The 17,569-nt window shown below is 62.6% G+C and carries 13 protein-coding genes; 8 read left to right on the top strand and 5 right to left on the bottom strand.

The window, feature by feature from the left end:
* The first annotated feature begins 172 nt into the window (after positions 1-172).
* From aceE to lpdA, 3 genes are all read left to right on the top strand, one after another.
* Entirely contained in the window at positions 173-2,866 is a 2,694-nt protein-coding gene (aceE, locus tag PQR08_RS36325) for a pyruvate dehydrogenase (acetyl-transferring), homodimeric type (protein ID WP_250483417.1), read from the top strand.
* Between the two features lie 80 nt (positions 2,867-2,946).
* A complete protein-coding gene (aceF, locus tag PQR08_RS36320; RefSeq protein ID WP_250483418.1) occupies positions 2,947-4,581 on the top strand; it encodes a dihydrolipoyllysine-residue acetyltransferase in 1,635 nt (544 codons plus the stop codon).
* A gap of 75 nt (positions 4,582-4,656) precedes the next feature.
* Positions 4,657-6,723: a dihydrolipoyl dehydrogenase gene (gene lpdA, locus PQR08_RS36315; RefSeq protein WP_250483419.1), complete on the top strand. Its 2,067-nt coding sequence runs from the start codon at positions 4,657-4,659 to the stop codon at positions 6,721-6,723.
* Positions 6,724-6,877: 154 nt separating this feature from the next.
* On the opposite strand, the gene PQR08_RS36310 is transcribed toward lpdA, so the two are convergent.
* Complete coding sequence (locus PQR08_RS36310) at positions 6,878-7,453, bottom strand: phasin family protein (RefSeq protein WP_035506491.1); 576 nt, start codon at positions 7,451-7,453, stop codon at positions 6,878-6,880.
* Positions 7,454-7,847: 394 nt separating this feature from the next.
* The gene (locus PQR08_RS36305) at positions 7,848-8,432 is read right to left on the bottom strand and encodes a hypothetical protein (protein ID WP_250483420.1); all 585 of its coding nucleotides are present in this window, start codon (positions 8,430-8,432) and stop codon (positions 7,848-7,850) included.
* On the opposite strand from PQR08_RS36305, the gene pbpG reads away from it, so the two are divergent.
* Positions 8,419-9,414 carry a D-alanyl-D-alanine endopeptidase gene (gene pbpG / locus PQR08_RS36300; RefSeq protein ID WP_250483421.1) on the top strand — a complete coding sequence of 332 codons (996 nt, stop codon included), beginning with the start codon at positions 8,419-8,421 and terminating at the stop codon, positions 9,412-9,414. The genes PQR08_RS36305 and pbpG overlap by 14 nt on opposite strands.
* An 89-nt stretch (positions 9,415-9,503) precedes the next feature.
* Here pbpG and PQR08_RS36295 read toward each other — a convergent pair whose 3' ends face one another.
* Positions 9,504-10,310 carry an IclR family transcriptional regulator gene (locus PQR08_RS36295; protein ID WP_250483422.1) on the bottom strand — a complete coding sequence of 269 codons (807 nt, stop codon included), beginning with the start codon at positions 10,308-10,310 and terminating at the stop codon, positions 9,504-9,506.
* A 191-nt stretch (positions 10,311-10,501) separates the two neighbouring features.
* On the opposite strand from PQR08_RS36295, the gene PQR08_RS36290 reads away from it, so the two are divergent.
* Complete coding sequence (locus tag PQR08_RS36290; RefSeq protein WP_035506498.1) at positions 10,502-11,236, top strand: (Fe-S)-binding protein; 735 nt, start codon at positions 10,502-10,504, stop codon at positions 11,234-11,236.
* Between the two features lie 25 nt (positions 11,237-11,261).
* Positions 11,262-12,674 (top strand): lactate utilization protein B, encoded by a 1,413-nt coding sequence (locus tag PQR08_RS36285; RefSeq protein ID WP_408164097.1) that lies wholly within the window; start codon positions 11,262-11,264, stop codon positions 12,672-12,674.
* 54 nt (positions 12,675-12,728) lie between these two features.
* Here PQR08_RS36285 and PQR08_RS36280 read toward each other — a convergent pair whose 3' ends face one another.
* Positions 12,729-13,265, bottom strand: a complete 537-nt coding sequence (locus tag PQR08_RS36280; RefSeq protein ID WP_250483424.1) for a hypothetical protein — start codon at positions 13,263-13,265, stop codon at positions 12,729-12,731.
* Positions 13,266-13,538: 273 nt separating this feature from the next.
* Between PQR08_RS36280 and PQR08_RS36275 the strand changes: the two genes are divergently transcribed.
* Positions 13,539-13,757, top strand: coding sequence for a hypothetical protein (locus tag PQR08_RS36275; RefSeq protein WP_250483425.1), 219 nt, complete (start codon positions 13,539-13,541; stop codon positions 13,755-13,757).
* Positions 13,758-13,833: 76 nt separating this feature from the next.
* On the opposite strand, the gene PQR08_RS36270 is transcribed toward PQR08_RS36275, so the two are convergent.
* Positions 13,834-15,033 (bottom strand): amino acid aminotransferase, encoded by a 1,200-nt coding sequence (locus tag PQR08_RS36270; RefSeq protein WP_187605024.1) that lies wholly within the window; start codon positions 15,031-15,033, stop codon positions 13,834-13,836.
* Between the two features lie 344 nt (positions 15,034-15,377).
* On the opposite strand from PQR08_RS36270, the gene uvrB reads away from it, so the two are divergent.
* Positions 15,378-17,474: an excinuclease ABC subunit UvrB gene (gene uvrB, locus PQR08_RS36265; protein ID WP_250483426.1), complete on the top strand. Its 2,097-nt coding sequence runs from the start codon at positions 15,378-15,380 to the stop codon at positions 17,472-17,474.
* Positions 17,475-17,569 lie beyond the last annotated feature (95 nt).

Genomic DNA, 17,569 nt, shown 5'->3' with positions numbered 1-17,569 from the left:
GACGGTGCGTTGCAGCAATTTTTCGTATGGTGAGATTAACTCTCATGATTTGAAAAATTCCTTGCATCATGGTCTGGACCCTCTTTAGAATTGCCGGCACGCGGCCAGTGCCCGCCTTCGATCGGGCGTGCGCCGGCGGTTCTCAGAGTGTTCCTCACATCAGGAGACGAGCATGTCCGCTGTACCCGACGAAGTTCTCAAATATGTCGCCAACGCCAAGGACGACGATCCTCAGGAAACCGCCGAGTGGCTCGACGCGCTCGATGGCGTAATTTCCGCGGTCGGTCCTGATCGCGCGCACTACCTGATCGAGAAACAGATCGAATTCGCTCGCGTGCATGGCGAGCACCTGCCGTTCTCGGCGAACACGCCGTACATCAACACGATCCCCGTCGCCGCGCAGGCGAAGAATCCGGGCGATCAGGACCTCGAACACCGCATCCGCTCGTACACCCGCTGGAACGCCATCGCGATGGTGCTGCGCGCGGGCAAGGACACGAACGTCGGCGGGCACATCGCTTCGTTCGCGTCGGCCGCAACGCTCTATGACGTCGGCTTCAATCACTTCTGGCACGCGCCGTCGAAAGAACACGGCGGCGATCTCGTGTTCGTGCAGGGCCACTCGTCGCCGGGTGTGTACTCGCGCGCGTTCCTGCTCGGCCGCCTGACCGAGAAGCAACTGAACAACTTCCGTCAGGAAGTGGGCGGCGAGGGCATCTCCTCGTATCCGCATCCGTGGCTGATGCCGGACTTCTGGCAATTCCCGACCGTGTCGATGGGTCTCGGCCCGATCATGGCGATCTATCAGGCGCGCTTCATGAAGTACATGGCGGCGCGCGGCATCGCGAAGACGGAAGGCCGCAAGGTCTGGGCGTTCCTCGGCGACGGCGAGACGGACGAGCCGGAATCGCTCGGCGCGATCGGCATGGCCGGCCGCGAGCGTCTGGACAACCTCGTGTTCGTCATCAACTGCAACCTGCAGCGCCTGGACGGTCCGGTGCGCGGCAACGGCAAGATCATCCAGGAACTCGAAAGCGAATTCCGCGGCGCGGGCTGGAACGTCATCAAGGTCATCTGGGGCAGCCGCTGGGATGCGCTCTTCGCGCGCGACAAGACCGGCGCGCTGATGCGCCGCATGATGGAAGTCGTCGACGGCGAATACCAGACGTACAAGTCGGAGTCGGGCGCGTTCGTACGCGAGCACTTCTTCAACACGCCGGAACTGAAGGCGCTCGTCGCCGACTGGTCCGATGACGACATCTGGAACCTGAACCGCGGCGGACACGATCCGCACAAGATCTACGCGGCCTTCGACGCCGCGACCAAGACGAAGGGCGCGCCGACCGTCATCCTCGCCAAGACCATCAAGGGCTATGGCATGGGCGAGCACGGTCAGGCGATGAACATCACGCACCAGCAGAAGAAGCTGCCGATCGACACGCTGAAGAAATTCCGCGACCAGTTCCGCCTGCCGCTCAGCGACGAGCAGATCGCCGACGTGCCGTACCTCACGTTCGAGGAAGGCTCGAAGGAACTGGAGTACATGCGTCAGAAGCGCATGGACCTGGGCGGCTATCTGCCGTCGCGCCGCGAGAAGGCGGAATCGCTGCCGGTGCCGGCGCTCTCCGCGTTCGAGCCGCTCCTGAAGGGCACGGGCGAAGGCCGCGAAATCTCCACGACGATGGCCTTCGTGCGGATCCTGAACATCCTGCTGAAGGACAAGGCGCTCGGCAAGCGCGTCGTGCCGATCGTGCCGGACGAGTCGCGTACCTTCGGCATGGAAGGTCTCTTCCGTCAGATCGGCATCTGGAATCAGGAAGGCCAGAAGTACGTGCCGGAAGACTCCGACCAGCTGATGTTCTACCGCGAATCGGAGACGGGTCAGATTCTGCAGGAAGGCATCAACGAAGCGGGTGGCATGTGTGACTGGATCGCGGCCGCGACGTCGTACTCGACGCACGGCGAGATCATGATCCCGTTCTACATCTTCTACTCGATGTTCGGCTTCCAGCGCATCGGCGATCTGGCATGGGCCGCGGGCGACATGCGTTCGCGCGGCTTCCTGCTGGGCGGCACCGCGGGCCGCACGACGCTCAACGGCGAAGGCCTGCAGCACGAAGACGGCCACTCGCTGCTGTGGGCGGCGTCCGTCCCGAACTGCGTGAGCTACGACCCGACGTTCGGCTACGAGCTCGCGGTCATCATGCAGGATGGTCTGCGCCGCATGGTCGCGGATCAGGAAGACGTGTACTACTACATCACCGTGATGAACGAGAACTACGAGCATCCGGCGATCCCGCAAGGCGATGCCGTTGCTTCGGACATCATCAAGGGCATGTACGCGTTCAAGAAGGCCGAAGGCGCGGGCAAGGCGCACGTTCAACTGATGGGCGCGGGCACGATCTTCAATGAAGTGATCGCCGCCGCCGATCTCCTGAAGAACGACTGGAACGTCACCGCCGATCTCTGGAGCGTGCCGAGCTTCACCGAACTGGCGCGCGACGGTCAGGCGTGCGAGCGCTGGAACCTGCTGCATCCGACGGAAGAGAAGCGCGTGCCGCACGTGAGCGCGCTGCTCAAGGGCGCGAAGGGCCCGGTGATCGCATCGACGGACTACATCCGTGCGCTCGTCGACCAGATCCGCGGCTATGTGCCGAACAAGTTCGTGGTGCTCGGCACCGACGGCTACGGCCGCTCGGATACGCGCGAGGCGCTGCGCCACTTCTTCGAAGTCGACCGCTACTGGGTGACGCTGGCCGCGCTGAACGCGCTGGCCGACGAAGGCACGATCGAGCGCAAGGTCGTCGCCGAGGCGATCAAGAAGTACAACCTCGACCCGTCCAAACCCAACCCGATGACCGTCTAAAGGCATCGCCCCCGTGCGTTGTGACGCGGCCTCCTTCCGAAGCGGAAGGAGGCCCGCGTGCAACCCAGGAGACACTAATAATGAGTCAAGCGATCGAAGTCAAAGTGCCGGACATCGGCGATTTCAAGGACATCCCCGTGATCGAAGTGCTGGTCAAGGTGGGTGATACGGTCGAACCCGAGCAGTCGCTCGTCACGCTCGAATCCGACAAGGCGACGATGGACGTGCCGAGTTCGGCGGCGGGCACCGTGAAGGAGGTCAAGGTCAAGGTCGGCGACAACGTGTCGGAAGGCACGCTGATCGTCGTGCTGGAAGGCGGCGCATCCGCTTCCGCGCCTGCCGCCAAGCAGGAAGCGGCCGCACCGGCTCCGGCGGCGGCGCCCGCTGCCGCGCCCGCGGCGAGCGGCGGCGGTACCATCGAAGTGAAGGTGCCGGACATCGGCGACTTCAAGGACATTCCGGTCATCGAGATCGGCGTGAAGGTCGGCGACAAGGTCGAGAAGGAGCAGTCGCTCGTCACGCTCGAATCCGACAAGGCGACGATGGACGTGCCGAGTCCCGAGGCGGGCACGGTGAAGGAGCTGAAGGTCAAGATCGGCGACACGGTTTCCGAAGGCACGCTGATCGTCGTGCTGGAAGGCGGCGCTGGAGCGGCTGCGCCCGCGGCGGCTCCCGCGCCCGCGAAGCCGGTCGAAGTGCCGTCCGATGCGCCCGTGAAACCCGCTCCCGCGAAAGAGGCGCCGTCCGCGCTCGCGCAGGCGCCCCTGATGCCCGCCGGCGACGGCACGCGCACGTCGAGCCACGCGTCGCCGTCGGTGCGCAAGTTCGCGCGCGACCTGGGCGTCGATGTGTCGCGCGTGCGCGGCAGCGGTCCGAAAGGCCGCATCACGCAAGGCGACATCACCGCGTTCGTCAAGGGCGTGATGTCGGGACAGGGTGCGGCGCCCGCAGCGGCTGCACCGGCTGGCGGTGGCGGCGGCGAGCTGGGTCTCCTGCCGTGGCCGAAGATCGATTTCACGAAGTTCGGGCCGATCGATCCGAAGCCGCTGTCGCGCATCAAGAAGATCTCGGGTGCGAACCTGCATCGCAACTGGGTGATGATCCCGCACGTCACGAACAACGACGAAGCCGACATCACCGAGCTCGAAGAACTGCGCGTCAAGCTGAACAAGGAACACGAAAAAGCGGGCGTGAAGTTCACGATGCTCGCGTTCGTCATCAAGGCCGTGGTCTCGGCGCTCAAGAAGTTCCCGGACTTCAACGCGAGCCTGGACGGCGACAACCTCGTGTTCAAGAAGTACTACCACATCGGTTTCGCGGCCGATACGCCGAACGGTCTCGTCGTTCCGGTGATCCGCGACGCGGACAAGAAGGGCCTCGTCGATATCGCCAAGGAAATGGCGGAGCTGTCGAAGCTCGCGCGCGACGGCAAGCTCAAGCCCGATCAGATGCAGGGCGGCTGCTTCTCGATCTCGTCGCTGGGCGGCATCGGCGGCACGCACTTCACGCCGATCATCAACGCGCCCGAAGTCGCGATTCTCGGCCTGTCGCGCGGTCAGATGAAGCCGGTGTGGGACGGCAAGCAGTTCGTGCCGCGCCTCACGCTGCCGATGTCGCTGTCGTACGACCATCGCGTCATCGACGGTGCGGCCGCTGCGCGCTTCAACGCTTATCTGTCGGCGATTCTGGGCGATTTCCGTCGCGTCATTCTCTGATCTTCGGATCTGGCCGACGGCGGAACCTCGGGGCGTTGCCCTGAGGTTCCATCCGCACATCTCTTAGGGGACAACATGAGTCTCGTCGAACTAAAAGTACCCGACATCGGCGACTTCTCCGATGTCGATGTCATCGAAGTCAATATCAAACCCGGCGACAGCATCGAAAAGGAACAGGGCGTCATCACGCTCGAAACCGACAAAGCCACGATGGAAGTGCCTGCCGATGTCGCGGGTACGATCAAGGAAGTGAAGGTCAAGCAGGGCGACAAGGTCAGCCAAGGCTCGGTCATCGCGATGGTCGAAACGGAAGGCGCGGGTGCTGCCGCTGCGCCCGCTGCCGCGCCGGCTCCGGCCGCCGCACCCGCGAAGGCTGCGGGCGGTGGCGGCGTGCAGGACGTGAAGGTGCCGGATATCGGCGACTTCAAGGATATTCCGGTCATCGAAGTGCACGTGAAGCCGGGCGATACGGTCGAGAAGGAACAATCGCTCATCACGCTCGAATCCGACAAGGCCACGATGGACGTGCCTTCTCCGGCTGCGGGCACGGTGAAGGAAGTGAAGGTGAAGGTCGGTGACAACGTGTCGGAAGGCACGCTCGTCCTGACGCTCGAAGGCGGCGACGCGGCTCCCGCGGCCGCGCCTCAGAAGGCCGCTCCGGCAGCCGCCGCAGCCGCTCCGGCGTCCGCGTCCACGCCCGCGCCGCAGGCGGGCAGCTACTCCGGCGCCGCCGATGTCGAATGCGACATGCTCGTGATCGGCGCGGGCCCCGGCGGTTACTCGGCGGCGTTCCGGTCCGCCGATCTCGGCATGAAGACGGTGCTGGTCGAGCGTTATTCGACGCTGGGCGGCGTGTGTCTGAACGTCGGCTGCATTCCGTCGAAGGCGCTGCTGCATACCGCGCTCGTCATCGACGAAGCGGCGGAACTCGCGGCGCACGGCATCAGCTTCGGCGAGCCGAAAGTCGATCTCGACAAGCTGCGCGGTTTCAAGGAAGGCGTCGTCAAGAAACTGACCGGCGGTCTCGCGGGCATGGCGAAGGCGCGCAAGGTGCAGGTGGTCACCGGCGTCGGCAGTTTCGTCGATCCGAACCATATGGAAGTGCAGGGCGCGGACGGCAAGAAGGTCGTGAAGTTCAAGCAGGCGATCATCGCGGCCGGCTCGCAAGCCGTGAAGCTGCCGTTCTTCCCGGACGATCCGCGTGTCGTCGATTCGACCGGCGCGCTCGAATTGCGTCAGCTTCCGAAGCGCATGCTCGTGGTGGGCGGCGGCATCATCGGACTGGAAATGGCGACCGTTTATTCGACGCTCGGCTCGGACATCGATGTGGTCGAAATGCTCGATGGCCTGATGCTCGGCGCGGACCGCGATCTCGTCAAGGTTTGGGAGAAGTTCAATTCCAAGCGCTTCACGAACGTGATGCTCAAGACCAAGACGACCAAGGCCGAAGCCAAGGAAGACGGCATCTACGTGACCTTCGAAGGCGAGAAGGCGCCGAGCGAACCGCAGCGCTATGACCTCGTTCTGCTCGCGGTCGGACGCAGCCCGAACGGCGGCAAGGTCGGCGCGGACAAGGCCGGCGTGGCGGTGACGGATCGCGGCTTCATCAACGTCGACAAACAGATGCGCACCAACGTGCCGCACATCTTCGCGATCGGTGATCTCGTCGGTCAGCCGATGCTCGCGCACAAGGCCGTGCACGAAGGCCATGTCGCGGCGGAAGCGGCGCACGGCGAGAAGGCATATTTCGACGCGCTGCAGATTCCGTCGGTGGCGTACACCGATCCGGAAGTGGCATGGGCCGGCAAGACGGAAGACCAGTGCAAGGCCGAAGGCATCAAGTTCGGCAAGGCCGTGTTCCCGTGGGCCGCGTCGGGCCGCGCGATCGCGAATGGCCGCGACGAGGGCTTTACCAAGCTGATCTTCGATGAAGAGACGCATCGCGTGATCGGCGGCGGCATCGTCGGTCTGAACGCGGGCGATCTGATCAGCGAAGTGTGTCTCGCGATCGAGATGGGCGCGGATGCAACCGATATCGGCAAGACGATCCATCCGCACCCGACGCTCGGCGAATCGGTCGGGATGGCCGCCGAGTTGTACGAAGGCGTGTGCACGGATTTGCCGCCGCAGCGCAAGAAGTAAGCGTTCGCGCTTCGAAAGTGCAAAGGCGCGCTCCTTAACCGGAGCGCGCCTTTTTCATTTGCAGGGCAAACGGCGGACGACAAAAAACCCGGCACGGTGGCCGGGTTCTTCGTCATGCGTGCTGCGCTAAACCGGGCAGGGCCCGGCGGCAAACTTACGCAACCGACTTCTTGGCAGCGCGGGAAGCTTGCTCGGTCGCTTGCGTAGCGGCCTTCGTCGCAGCCGTAGCGGCAGCGTTGAAGTTGCTTTCAGCGATTTCGACAGCTTGCTTCGTTGCCTTGTGAACCGTTTCGTACGTCGTGTTGGCAGCGGTGATAGCCGACTTCATCACGGCGACAGCCGTTTCCGAACCAGCCGGTGCGTTCTTCGCGACGTTGTCGACGAGCGTTTGCACCTTGCGGTTTTGCTCTTCGTACTGCGCTTCTGCGACGCGGGCGAATTCAGCTTGCGTGGCCGACGCGATTTCATACAGGTGACGGCCATACGACAGCACCTTTTCCGCGACCGGCTGCGTCAGGCTGGCTTGCAGCGCGAGCAGTTCTTGAGCGTCCTTGACCGACAGCGCGCGTTGCGCGTTTTCCTGGCTTTCGGCCAGCGTCGACTTCACGACTTGCAGGTTCAGTTCGACCAGCTTCTCGACGCCTTCGAACGCCTTGTTCGTCAGACCGAACAGCGTGTCGAAGTTAGCTTTTTGTGCAGCGGCGATTTGCTCGGGGGTCAACAGCGTCATCTCAGGCTCCTGATGGCCGACCCATCAAACGCGGGTCGTGGTTTGGGTAGATCCGGCGCGATGAACCTGGCCGGCTAGGTGCAACTGCAATTGGTGCGTCGCAACATGAGACCCATTTTAGAGATATTCCGATGGATGTCAAGCACTTTTTGTGCGCCGCACAATGAATCGAAATTGTATGTTAAACAAGGACTTAGTTGCTAAAAAAGCGTGCGAGCTGCGCATCGGTGGAAACCCTGAGCATCCATGCTGCATATGGCCGTTGAGAGCGTCAGTTGCGCTTTCCCGAAGTGGATGAGAACACGTCCGGATGACCATTTGATGTTGCCCGCGCGCGCGAAGTCCGAGTCTTATCGCGATGCAAAACGAGAAGTTTCCGAAGTTTGTCTTAATTTTAAGATGTTGCCGTACACCAAATTGTTGAAGAAACGTTAACATTTCGGCTGTCCGATCTGTCGCGTGTTTGTCCGCGGCATCCGACCGCCCCTCCGTCGATTCGAAGTTCTGCGTTTTGTCCGATTCGGTTCACACGTTTAACTAAAGTCGTGGAAAGTTTTGCCGATAGTGCGTTTGCCGTCGTGTAGAAAAGCGCGCTTTTGGCAGCACGGTTCCGCCGGGACGATCGTTTTTTTCCGATCGAGGCGCGCTGTTGATCGGCAATATGCAATCCAGGCTTACAACTCAGTTTAACGAGTGCCGATAAGTGCTTAATATTGCTTAAATTTCGTTGCTTCACTACACTTGGCGGTACCCTCCAGCCGCCCAACAGAACACTAATGAAAACCGAAATGTTTTCGTCGTTGAAGGTGGTGCATGGCGTGGCAGTGCGCTCGGCATTGTCCATCGCTGTCTCCATCGCAGTAGCGACGTCTTTCGCAGCGGCTCCGGCTGAAGCCCTTGCAAAGACCGCCACGGCAACCAAGACCGCAAAGAAATCCACCGCGCAAGCCGAAAAGCCTGCACGCGTGGCGAAAACCACTCTCAAGGCGCCGAAGGCCGCGAAAGCCGCCAAGGTCGCCGCCACGGATGACGACGACGATGCGCCCCGCGCGTCGCGCAAGCGTCGGGTGTCGTATCGCATGGAACCGCATGCGCGCCGCGGCGCGGTGCACGCAGTCGCGTTCCAGCCGCGTGCGACGTCGGTCGGCCAGGCGTTCGGCCTGCATGACACGCCCGACAGCCTCGCGCTGCGCTCGAGCGTTGCCTATGTCGTCGACCAGAACACGTCCGAGACGCTCTTCGACAAGAATTCGCGCGCCGTCGTGCCGATCGCGTCGATCACGAAACTCATGACGGCGATGGTCGTGCTCGACTCGCACATGCCGCTCACCGACGAGATCAGCGTCACCGACGAAGACCGCGACTACGAGAAGTTCACCGGTTCGCGCCTGGCGGTCGGTTCGGAGCTGAATCGCGAGGACATGCTGCACATCGCGCTGATGGCATCCGAGAATCGCGCGGCGGCTGCGCTGTCGCGCTATTACCCGGGCGGCCGTCCGGCGTTCATCGCTGCGATGAATGCGAAGGCGAAGTCGCTCGGCATGACCGACACGCACTTCGAGAACTCGACGGGCCTGACGAGCCAGAATGTGTCGAGCGCGCGCGACCTCGTGAAGATGGTGAACGCGGCGTATCAATATCCGCTGATCCGCAAGTTCTCGACCGATCGCAGCTACGACGTCTTCACCGGCAAGCGCAACATTGCCTACAACAGCACGAACGCGCTGATCCGCAATGCGTCGTGGGATATCGGCCTGCAAAAGACGGGCTTCATCAACGAAGCGGGCGAATGTCTCGTGATGCAGGCGAACGTGAACGGCCGCCCGGTCGTGATCGTCCTGCTCGACTCGTACGGCAAGTACTCGCGTTTCGCCGATGCGGGCCGCCTGCGCTCGTTTCTCGATACGCTCGGCGAGCCGCACATCATGAGCGCCGATATGGGTAGCGGCGCGAATCCTTGAGCGTCTGACTTTCGTCGGCTCGAGCAGCCGACTCAAAAGAAAACGGGATTCGTCGAAAGACGAATCCCGTTTTTTTCATGGAGCGCGGTTCAGCGGTGCGCGTGCGGCGCTTCGGCGGCCGCCTGTTCCGGGTGATACCCGAGCGACTGCGAGATTTCGAGCGCCGTATGGCTCAGTTGCTTGAGCCAGGCGTCCTGCAGACGATCGGCGGGCGCGGACAGCGACAGACCGGCCACGAGCCGTCCGGTGTCGTCGTAGATGCCGGCCGCGATGCAGCGCACGCCGAGTTCCAGTTCCTCGTTGTCGCGCGCGCAGGCTTGCTGGCGCACCATCGACAGTTCGCGTTCGAGCTTCGAGAGATCGGTGATGCTGTTCTGCGTGTGGCCGGAGAGGCCGGTGCGCATCGCGTAGGCGCGCACGCGGGTGGCTTCGTCGGCGGCGAGGAACAGTTTTCCTACGGACGTCAGATGCAAGGGCGCGCGGCCGCCGATCGCCCGCACGACCTGCATGCCCGAGCGCTCGGAATATGCGCGCTCGATATACACGATCTCGTCGCCTTGCCGTACGGACAGATTGACAGTCTGGCCCGTCTGACGATGCAGCTCGCGCATCGGCGGCATCGCGGCCTCGCGTACCGAGAGACGCGCCTTCACGAGATTGCCGAGTTCGAGCAGCCGCATGCCGAGCCGGTAGGTGCCCGGATCGGAACGATCGACGAGACGGCACAGCACCATGTCGTTCAGGATGCGATGCGCGGTTGACGGATGCAGTTCCGTGCTCTGGGACAGCTCTTTCAGGCTGACGGGGTCAGTGTGATCGGCGAGGGCGTCGAGAAGACGCATCATGCGCTCGATCACCTGAATGGACGTTTTGGATTCCGGGTTCGTATCGCTCATCGTGAAAAATCGGTTGATGCGTCAAACAGCGGAATGGCGATTGTATCTCATAATGTGAAAAAAGCGAACGCCGGTCAAAAAGATGCCCTTCGTCAATGATGCTCGCGGACCCGCGCGAGCCCGACGGGCGGGACTTTCGCGGATAATCGTCGGTGCGTTCAATCACTTCTACAAAACAGGAAACGCCCCCAATGCGAGTCGGACTATTCGTCACGTGTCTCATCGACATGATGCGCCCTGAAATCGGCTTCTCGGTGATCAAGCTGATCGAGCGGGCGGGTTTCGAAGTGGTCGTGCCGCCCTCGCAGACGTGCTGCGGCCAGCCTGCCTACAATTCGGGCGATCGTCCGCTCGCGCGCGATCTCGCCGAAAAAACGCTCCGCGAGTTCGAACAGTTCGACTATGTCGTGGTGCCGTCGGGTTCCTGCGGCGGCATGATCCGCGCGCATTACGGCGATCTCTTTCGCGACGATCCGCAACTGATGGGCCGCTTCGCGCGCCTGCAACCGCGTGTTTTCGAGCTGACGGATTTTCTCGTGAATGTCGCGAAGGCGCGCATGGAGCCCGGCGCATTCGACGGCATGGTGACCTATCACGATTCCTGCTCGGGTCTGCGCGAACTCGGCGTGAAATCGCAGCCGCGCGAACTGCTCGCGCAGGCGGGCGTTCCGGTCACGGAGATGGCGGGCTGCGAGCATTGCTGCGGCTTCGGCGGCACCTTCGCGGTGAAGTACGGCGACATTTCGACCGCGATCGTCGATGAAAAGTGCGCGAACATCAAGGCGAGCGGGGCGGACACCGTCGTGCTCGGCGATCTCGGCTGCATGTTGAACATCGAAGGGCGCCTGCGCCGCACCGGCGATACGTCGACGCGAGTGCTGCACATCGCGCAGGTGCTTGCCGGCGACGCGCAAGGCCGCGCGTGAGCGCATCCTGAAAGAGAGACCGAACATGCAAGTCCAGACGATGCATTTCAAGGCGCGCGCTTCAGCCAAGCTCGCCGACGAGCGCCTGCAACAGAATCTCACGAAGCTCTCGACCAAGTTCGTGAGCGCGCGCGCGAGCGCGGTGCGCGACATCGACTTCGAGGCGACCCGCGCGGCGCTCAAGGAGCGGCGCGATCGTGCGCTCGACAATCTCGACGTGTGGCTCGAAACCTTCGAGCGCGAAGCGACCCGGCGCGGAGCCACGGTGCTCTACGCCGAATCGACGCAGGACGCGGCCAGGCTCGTGGCGGATATCGCTCGCAAGCACGACGTGAAAAAGGTCATCAAGACCAAGTCGATGGTCTCGGAAGAGATGCAGTTGAATCGCGTGCTCGGCGAGATGGGCGTGCAGTCCATCGAGACCGACCTCGGCGAATACATCCTGCAGATCAACGATAACGAGCCGCCGAGCCACATCATCGCGCCAGTCGTCCACAAGGATAAGGAACAGATCGCCGATCTCTTCGCGAAGACGCACAACAAGCCGCGCCTGACCGATATTCCCGAGATGACGCGCGAGGCGCGCGAAGTGCTGCGTCCGCATTTCATGTCGGCGGACATGGGCGTGACGGGCGGCAACTTTTTGATCGCGGAGACGGGATCGGTGGCCGTCGTCACGAACGAGGGCAACGAAGGCATGTGCACGGTGATGCCGCGCGTGCATGTCGCGGTGACGGGCATCGAAAAGGTGCTGCCGACGCTCGAGGATCTCGCGACCGCAATGCGCCTCCTGCCGCGTTCGGCGACCGGGCAGACGATCTCGAACTATTTCTCGCTTCTGACCGGGCCGCGCGCGGCGGACGAATGGGACGGGCCGGAGCACATGTATTTCGTGATCGTCGATGGCGGGCGCACCGGGCTTATCGGTCGGGAATTTCAGGAGATGCTGCGCTGTATCCGCTGCGGCGCGTGCATGAATCATTGCCCGGTCTATCAGAAGATCGGCGGACATGCATACGGCTGGGTCTATCCGGGTCCGATGGGATCGGTGCTGACGCCTGCGTATGTCGGGATCGACAAGGCGCTGGACCTGCCGCAAGCCGCGACGCTCTGCGGCGAGTGCAACAGCGTGTGCCCGGTGGGCATTCCGTTGTCGGATTTGCTGCGGAAGTTGCGCGAAAAGCAGATGGAGCGCCGCCTGCGACCGTGGAACGAACGCGCCGCGCTCGCGGCCTGGGGCTATCTCGCGAAACGACCGGTTGCGTATGCGCTCTTCACGAAGCTCGCCGTGCGTGTGCTCGAACGGATGGGTGGCAGCAAGAAAGCGATTTCGCGCTTGCCGTTTGGCAGTGGATGGACCGGTACGCGTGACATGCCCGCGCCGGTCGGGCGGACCTTCAGAGAGTTGTACAAGGCGCAGCACTCGCATCTCGGATAGAAAAAAGGCCACGGCAATCTGCCGTGGCCTGTATCAATGAGTGCGCCTTTCGCCTTATCCGCCGTAGCGTCCGAGGAAGCCGCGTGAGTTTCCGCTCTCGCGATTGCCGCCATTCGCCGACGGCGGCGGGGGGCGATTCGGCCCCGGTGGTTGACCGCCGACAGCCTTAGGCATCGGCGCGCCGCTCGCCTGCGGAGGCGGAGGGGCTGGCGGACGACCACCGCCTGCCTGCGGCGGCGGTCCGTTCGGGTGTCCGTTGCCGCCCGCTTGCGGCGGCGGCCCGCCCGGACCACGATCGCGCGGCTGCTGGTTGCCATGCCAGCCACCGGGCGGCGGCCGGCGCCAGCCCGGACCGTCATCCCAATAGCGGCTTCGACCCGGACCGTAATACGCAGGCCCCGAGTAATAACCGCCACCGACGACGACGCCCGGCTGAACCACCGGCGGTCCGCCGTAATATCCCCCGTAGCCCGGATCGTCGTAGACACCGGGATAGCCGCCGCCATAGGATGAGCCATCGGGATAAACCGCGCAGCCGCCGAGAAATGCTGCGGATGACGCGATAAGAAGACCAGCAACTGCGGATTTCATGATCTTGATAGAACCTGTCGAACCATTACTGTATGAGACAGCATCGGTGAGCGGATGTCCCCAACAACTTTGTAAGCCTTTATGACGGCAAAGCGTCATAAAGGCGCGAGCGAAGACACGCATCCACCAGACATGCTTGTTGTCGCCAACGCAACAATCCTTTGCTTTTCAATGGCTTTTTAAGATCGGGACGATTCCGTAAAATTCGAAGTGTCCGGCAATGGGTCACTAATGCTTGTTACCCGCTGCGACATCTCGACCAAAGGCAGTCCCATGAAAAAGACAATATCGACCTACTGGCCCGTCGTCATCGTGCTTCCGATCGCGCTGGCTTTCTGCATGCACGCCGGCGAAAGCGGCAGCGCGGCCATGCGCCACGAGGAAACCAGCGTCGCGGGCGTGAGCGCGGAGCTCGCACGCGCGATTTCGCTAGGCTTCGTCGAGGACGACGACGCGACGCCCGCCGTGACGTCCGCGCAAAAGACACTCTGAATCGCCGCTTTCGACGCGCACAAAAAATGGCGCCCCGCGAAGGGCGCCATTTTCATTTGGAAGCTGCCGGACCGACTTACTTCAGCACGGCGGCGACGGCGTTCGCGACGGCGTCGAGGTTGCGCGTGTTCAGCGCGGCAACGCAGATACGGCCGGTGCTCACGGCATAGATGCCGAATTCCTCACGCAGACGATCGACTTGCGCCGCCGTCAGGCCCGAGTACGAGAACATGCCGCGCTGCTTGCCGACGAACGAGAAGTCGCGATCGACGCCGCTCGCCTTCAGGCGCTCGACGAGACCGTTGCGCATCGCGCGGATGCGATCGCGCATTTCGCCCAGTTCCTGTTCCCAGGTCGCGCGCAGTTCCGGCGACGCCAGCACGGCCGCGACGATCGAGCCGCCGTGCGTCGGCGGGTTCGAATAGTTGGTGCGGATCACGCGCTTGAGTTGCGACAGCACGCGGGCCGATTCTTCCTTGCCCGTCGTGATGATCGACAGCGCGCCGACGCGCTCGCCGTACAGCGAGAACGACTTCGAGAACGACGACGAAACGAACACGTTCAGATCGGCGGCGGCGAAGAGACGCACGGCGGCGGAGTCCGCGTCGATGTTGTCCGCGAAGCCCTGATACGCCATGTCGAGGAACGGAACGAGATTCTTCGCCTTCACGACTTCCACGATCTGCTTCCACTGATCGTCCGACAGATCGACGCCCGTCGGGTTGTGGCAGCACGCGTGCAGCACGACGACGGTGCCCGGCGCGTAGCCGTTGAGCGCCGCGAGCATGCCGTCGAAGTTCACGCCGTGCGTGGCGGCCTCGTAGTACGGGTAGTTGACCACTTCGAAACCGGCGCCTTCGAAGAGCGCGCGATGGTTTTCCCAGCTCGGATCGCTGATCGCGACGATCGCGTTCGGATTCAGGCGCTTCAGGAAGTCCGCGCCGATCTTGAGCGCGCCCGTGCCGCCGAGCGCCTGCGCCGTCACGACGCGGCCCGCGGCGATCAGCGGCGAGTCGTCGCCGAGCAGCAGTTTCTGCACGGCCGCGTCATAGGCGGCGATGCCGTCGATCGGCAGATATCCGCGGGGCAGCGCAGCGTCGACGCGCGCTTTCTCGGCTTCGCGCACGGCGCGCAAGAGCGGAATCTTGCCTTCCTCGTTCGTGTACACGCCGACGCCCAGATTGACTTTGGTCGTGCGCGTATCGGCGTTGAAGGCTTCGTTGAGGCCCAGGATCGGGTCGCGGGGAGCGAGTTCGACGGCAGAGAAAAGAGACATGATCTATCGGCAGTGAGGGAAGGACGTGCGGCAGGATGCAAACGGATGATGTGTGGCGATAAGCGGCCCAAAACCGTTATGCCAGTCGCACATTGTAGCGAATCCGGTGTGGCTTTTCGGACGAATATGGTGCGAATGCGCGTGCTTTTCGGCCCTTTTTTATGCCGAAGCACGCGAAATCGACGATAAAAAAGGGCGCGAAGGTACGCGCTTGAGATTGCCGATCCATGCCCAATCTGACGACGATAACCCTCCCGAATCCCGGTCACGTCATGGCGAGCGCGCGCATTGCGTACGACGCTAGAATGCTTGTTTGCGCCAGACGTTGACTCTCTCGATCTCTCATGTCCGACACTCTCATCGCATCACCCGAAGAACTGGACGAATCGAAGTTCGTCACGTTCGAAGGTTCGCCATTCCAGCTCTATCAGCCGTATCCGCCCGCGGGCGATCAGCCCGAAGCCATTTCGACGCTCGTCGAAGGCATCGAGGACGGTCTCTCGTTCCAGACGCTGCTTGGCGTGACCGGCTCGGGCAAGACCTTCACGATGGCGAACGTGATCGCGCGCATGGGCCGCCCGGCGATCGTCTTCGCGCCGAACAAGACGCTCGCGGCGCAGCTTTACGCCGAGTTCCGCGAGTTCTTTCCGCGCAATGCCGTCGAGTACTTCGTCTCGTACTACGACTATTACCAGCCGGAAGCGTACGTGCCGCAGCGCGACCTTTTCATCGAGAAGGATTCGTCGATCAACGAGCATATCGAGCAGATGCGGCTTTCGGCCACGAAGAGCCTGCTCGAGCGGCGCGACGTCGTGATCGTCGCGACCGTGTCCGCGATCTACGGTATCGGCAATCCGTCGGAGTATCACAAGATGATTCTCACGCTGCGCACGGGCGACAAGCTCGGCCAGCGCGACGTCATCGCGCGTCTGATCGCGATGCAGTACACGCGCAACGAAGCCGATTTCCAGCGCGGCTCGTTTCGCGTGCGCGGCGACACTATCGATATCTTCCCGGCGGAGCACGCGGAAATGGCGGTGCGCGTCGAGCTTTTCGACGATGAAGTCGAATCGATGATGCTCTTCGATCCGCTCACCGGCCGCGTGCGCAACAAGATTCCGCGCTTTACCGTCTATCCGTCGTCGCACTACGTGACGCCGCGCGATACCGTGATGCGCGCGATCGAAACCATCAAGCTCGAACTGCGCGAGCGGCTCGAGTTTTTCCATGGCGGCGGCAAGCTCGTCGAAGCGCAGCGCCTCGAACAGCGCACGCGTTTCGATCTGGAAATGCTCCAGGAGCTCGGCTTCTGCAAAGGCATCGAGAATTACTCGCGGCACTTTTCGGGCGCGGCGCCTGGCGAGCCGCCGCCGACGCTCGTCGACTATCTGCCGCCCGACGCGCTGATGCTGCTCGACGAATCGCACGTCTTGATCGGCCAGTTGAACGGCATGTACAACGGCGACCGCGCGCGCAAGGAAAATCTCGTCGACTACGGTTTTCGCATGCCGTCCGCGCTCGACAACCGGCCGCTCAAGTTCAACGAGTTCGAGCGCAAGATGCGTCAGGCGATCTTCGTCTCCGCGACGCCCGCCGATTATGAAAAGCAGAAGGCGGGGCAGGTGGCCGAGCAGCTCGTGCGGCCGACCGGTCTGGTCGATCCGGAAATCGAGGTGCGTCCGGCGCGCTCGCAGGTCGACGACGTTCTGTCGGAGATCAACGCGCGCGTCGCCGTGCATGAGCGCGTGCTCGTCACCGTGCTCACGAAGCGCATGGCCGAGCAGCTGACCGAGTTTCTCGCCGATCACGGCGTGAAGGTGCGCTATCTGCACAGCGACATCGACACGGTCGAGCGCGTGGAAATCATCCGCGACCTGCGGCTCGGCACGTTCGACGTGCTCGTCGGCATCAACCTGCTGCGCGAGGGTCTCGATATCCCCGAAGTGTCGCTCGTCGCGATTCTCGACGCCGACAAGGAAGGCTTCCTGCGCGCCGAGCGCTCGCTGATCCAGACGATCGGCCGGGCGGCGCGCAACGTGAACGGCAAGGCGATTCTCTACGCCGACAACATGACCGACTCGATGAAGCGCGCGATCGGCGAAACCGAGCGGCGCCGCGAGAAGCAGATCGCGCACAACCTGAAGATGGGCATCACGCCGCGCGGCGTCGAGAAGCGCATCAAGGACATCATCGATGGCGTCTACAACGCCGACGAAGCCCGCGCCGAACTCAAGGAAGCGCAGACGCGCGCGAAGTTCGAAGACATGTCCGAGAAGCAGATCTCGAAGGAAATCAAGCGCCTCGAGAAGCAGATGATGGATCACGCCAAGAATCTCGAATTCGAAAAGGCGGCGCAGACCCGCGACCAATTGGCGCTCCTGCGACAGCGCGTGTTCGGCGCGAACGTCGGCGATCATGTGAGCGGCATCGGCGGAAAGTAATCTTTATGTAAGTAGTATTGCGCTGAAAGCAGGAAAGCGGGGGGGCCCGCAATTTTATCCGCCCCGTTTTTTTTTTATATTGAAAAAACCGAATG

Origin of the sequence: Caballeronia jiangsuensis (genome assembly GCF_046030135.1) — a bacterium.
In the GTDB taxonomy this organism is placed as follows: Bacteria; Pseudomonadota; Gammaproteobacteria; order Burkholderiales; family Burkholderiaceae; genus Caballeronia; species Caballeronia jiangsuensis.
This window is presented reverse-complemented; position numbering and strand designations above follow the sequence as displayed.

Excerpts from the sequence above, each read along its gene's own strand:
- aceE (WP_250483417.1), top strand. The coding sequence starts at position 173 with ATGTCCGCTGTACCCGACGAAGTTCTCAAATATGTCGCCAACGCCAAG.
- aceF (WP_250483418.1), top strand. The coding sequence starts at position 2,947 with ATGAGTCAAGCGATCGAAGTCAAAGTGCCGGACATCGGCGATTTCAAG.
- lpdA (WP_250483419.1), top strand. The coding sequence starts at position 4,657 with ATGAGTCTCGTCGAACTAAAAGTACCCGACATCGGCGACTTCTCCGAT.
- PQR08_RS36310 (WP_035506491.1), bottom strand. The coding sequence starts at position 7,453 with ATGACGCTGTTGACCCCCGAGCAAATCGCCGCTGCACAAAAAGCTAAC.
- PQR08_RS36295 (WP_250483422.1), bottom strand. The coding sequence starts at position 10,310 with ATGAGCGATACGAACCCGGAATCCAAAACGTCCATTCAGGTGATCGAG.
- PQR08_RS36290 (WP_035506498.1), top strand. The coding sequence starts at position 10,502 with ATGCGAGTCGGACTATTCGTCACGTGTCTCATCGACATGATGCGCCCT.
- PQR08_RS36285 (WP_408164097.1), top strand. The coding sequence starts at position 11,262 with ATGCAAGTCCAGACGATGCATTTCAAGGCGCGCGCTTCAGCCAAGCTC.
- PQR08_RS36280 (WP_250483424.1), bottom strand. The coding sequence starts at position 13,265 with ATGAAATCCGCAGTTGCTGGTCTTCTTATCGCGTCATCCGCAGCATTT.
- PQR08_RS36275 (WP_250483425.1), top strand. The coding sequence starts at position 13,539 with ATGAAAAAGACAATATCGACCTACTGGCCCGTCGTCATCGTGCTTCCG.
- PQR08_RS36270 (WP_187605024.1), bottom strand. The coding sequence starts at position 15,033 with ATGTCTCTTTTCTCTGCCGTCGAACTCGCTCCCCGCGACCCGATCCTG.
- uvrB (WP_250483426.1), top strand. The coding sequence starts at position 15,378 with ATGTCCGACACTCTCATCGCATCACCCGAAGAACTGGACGAATCGAAG.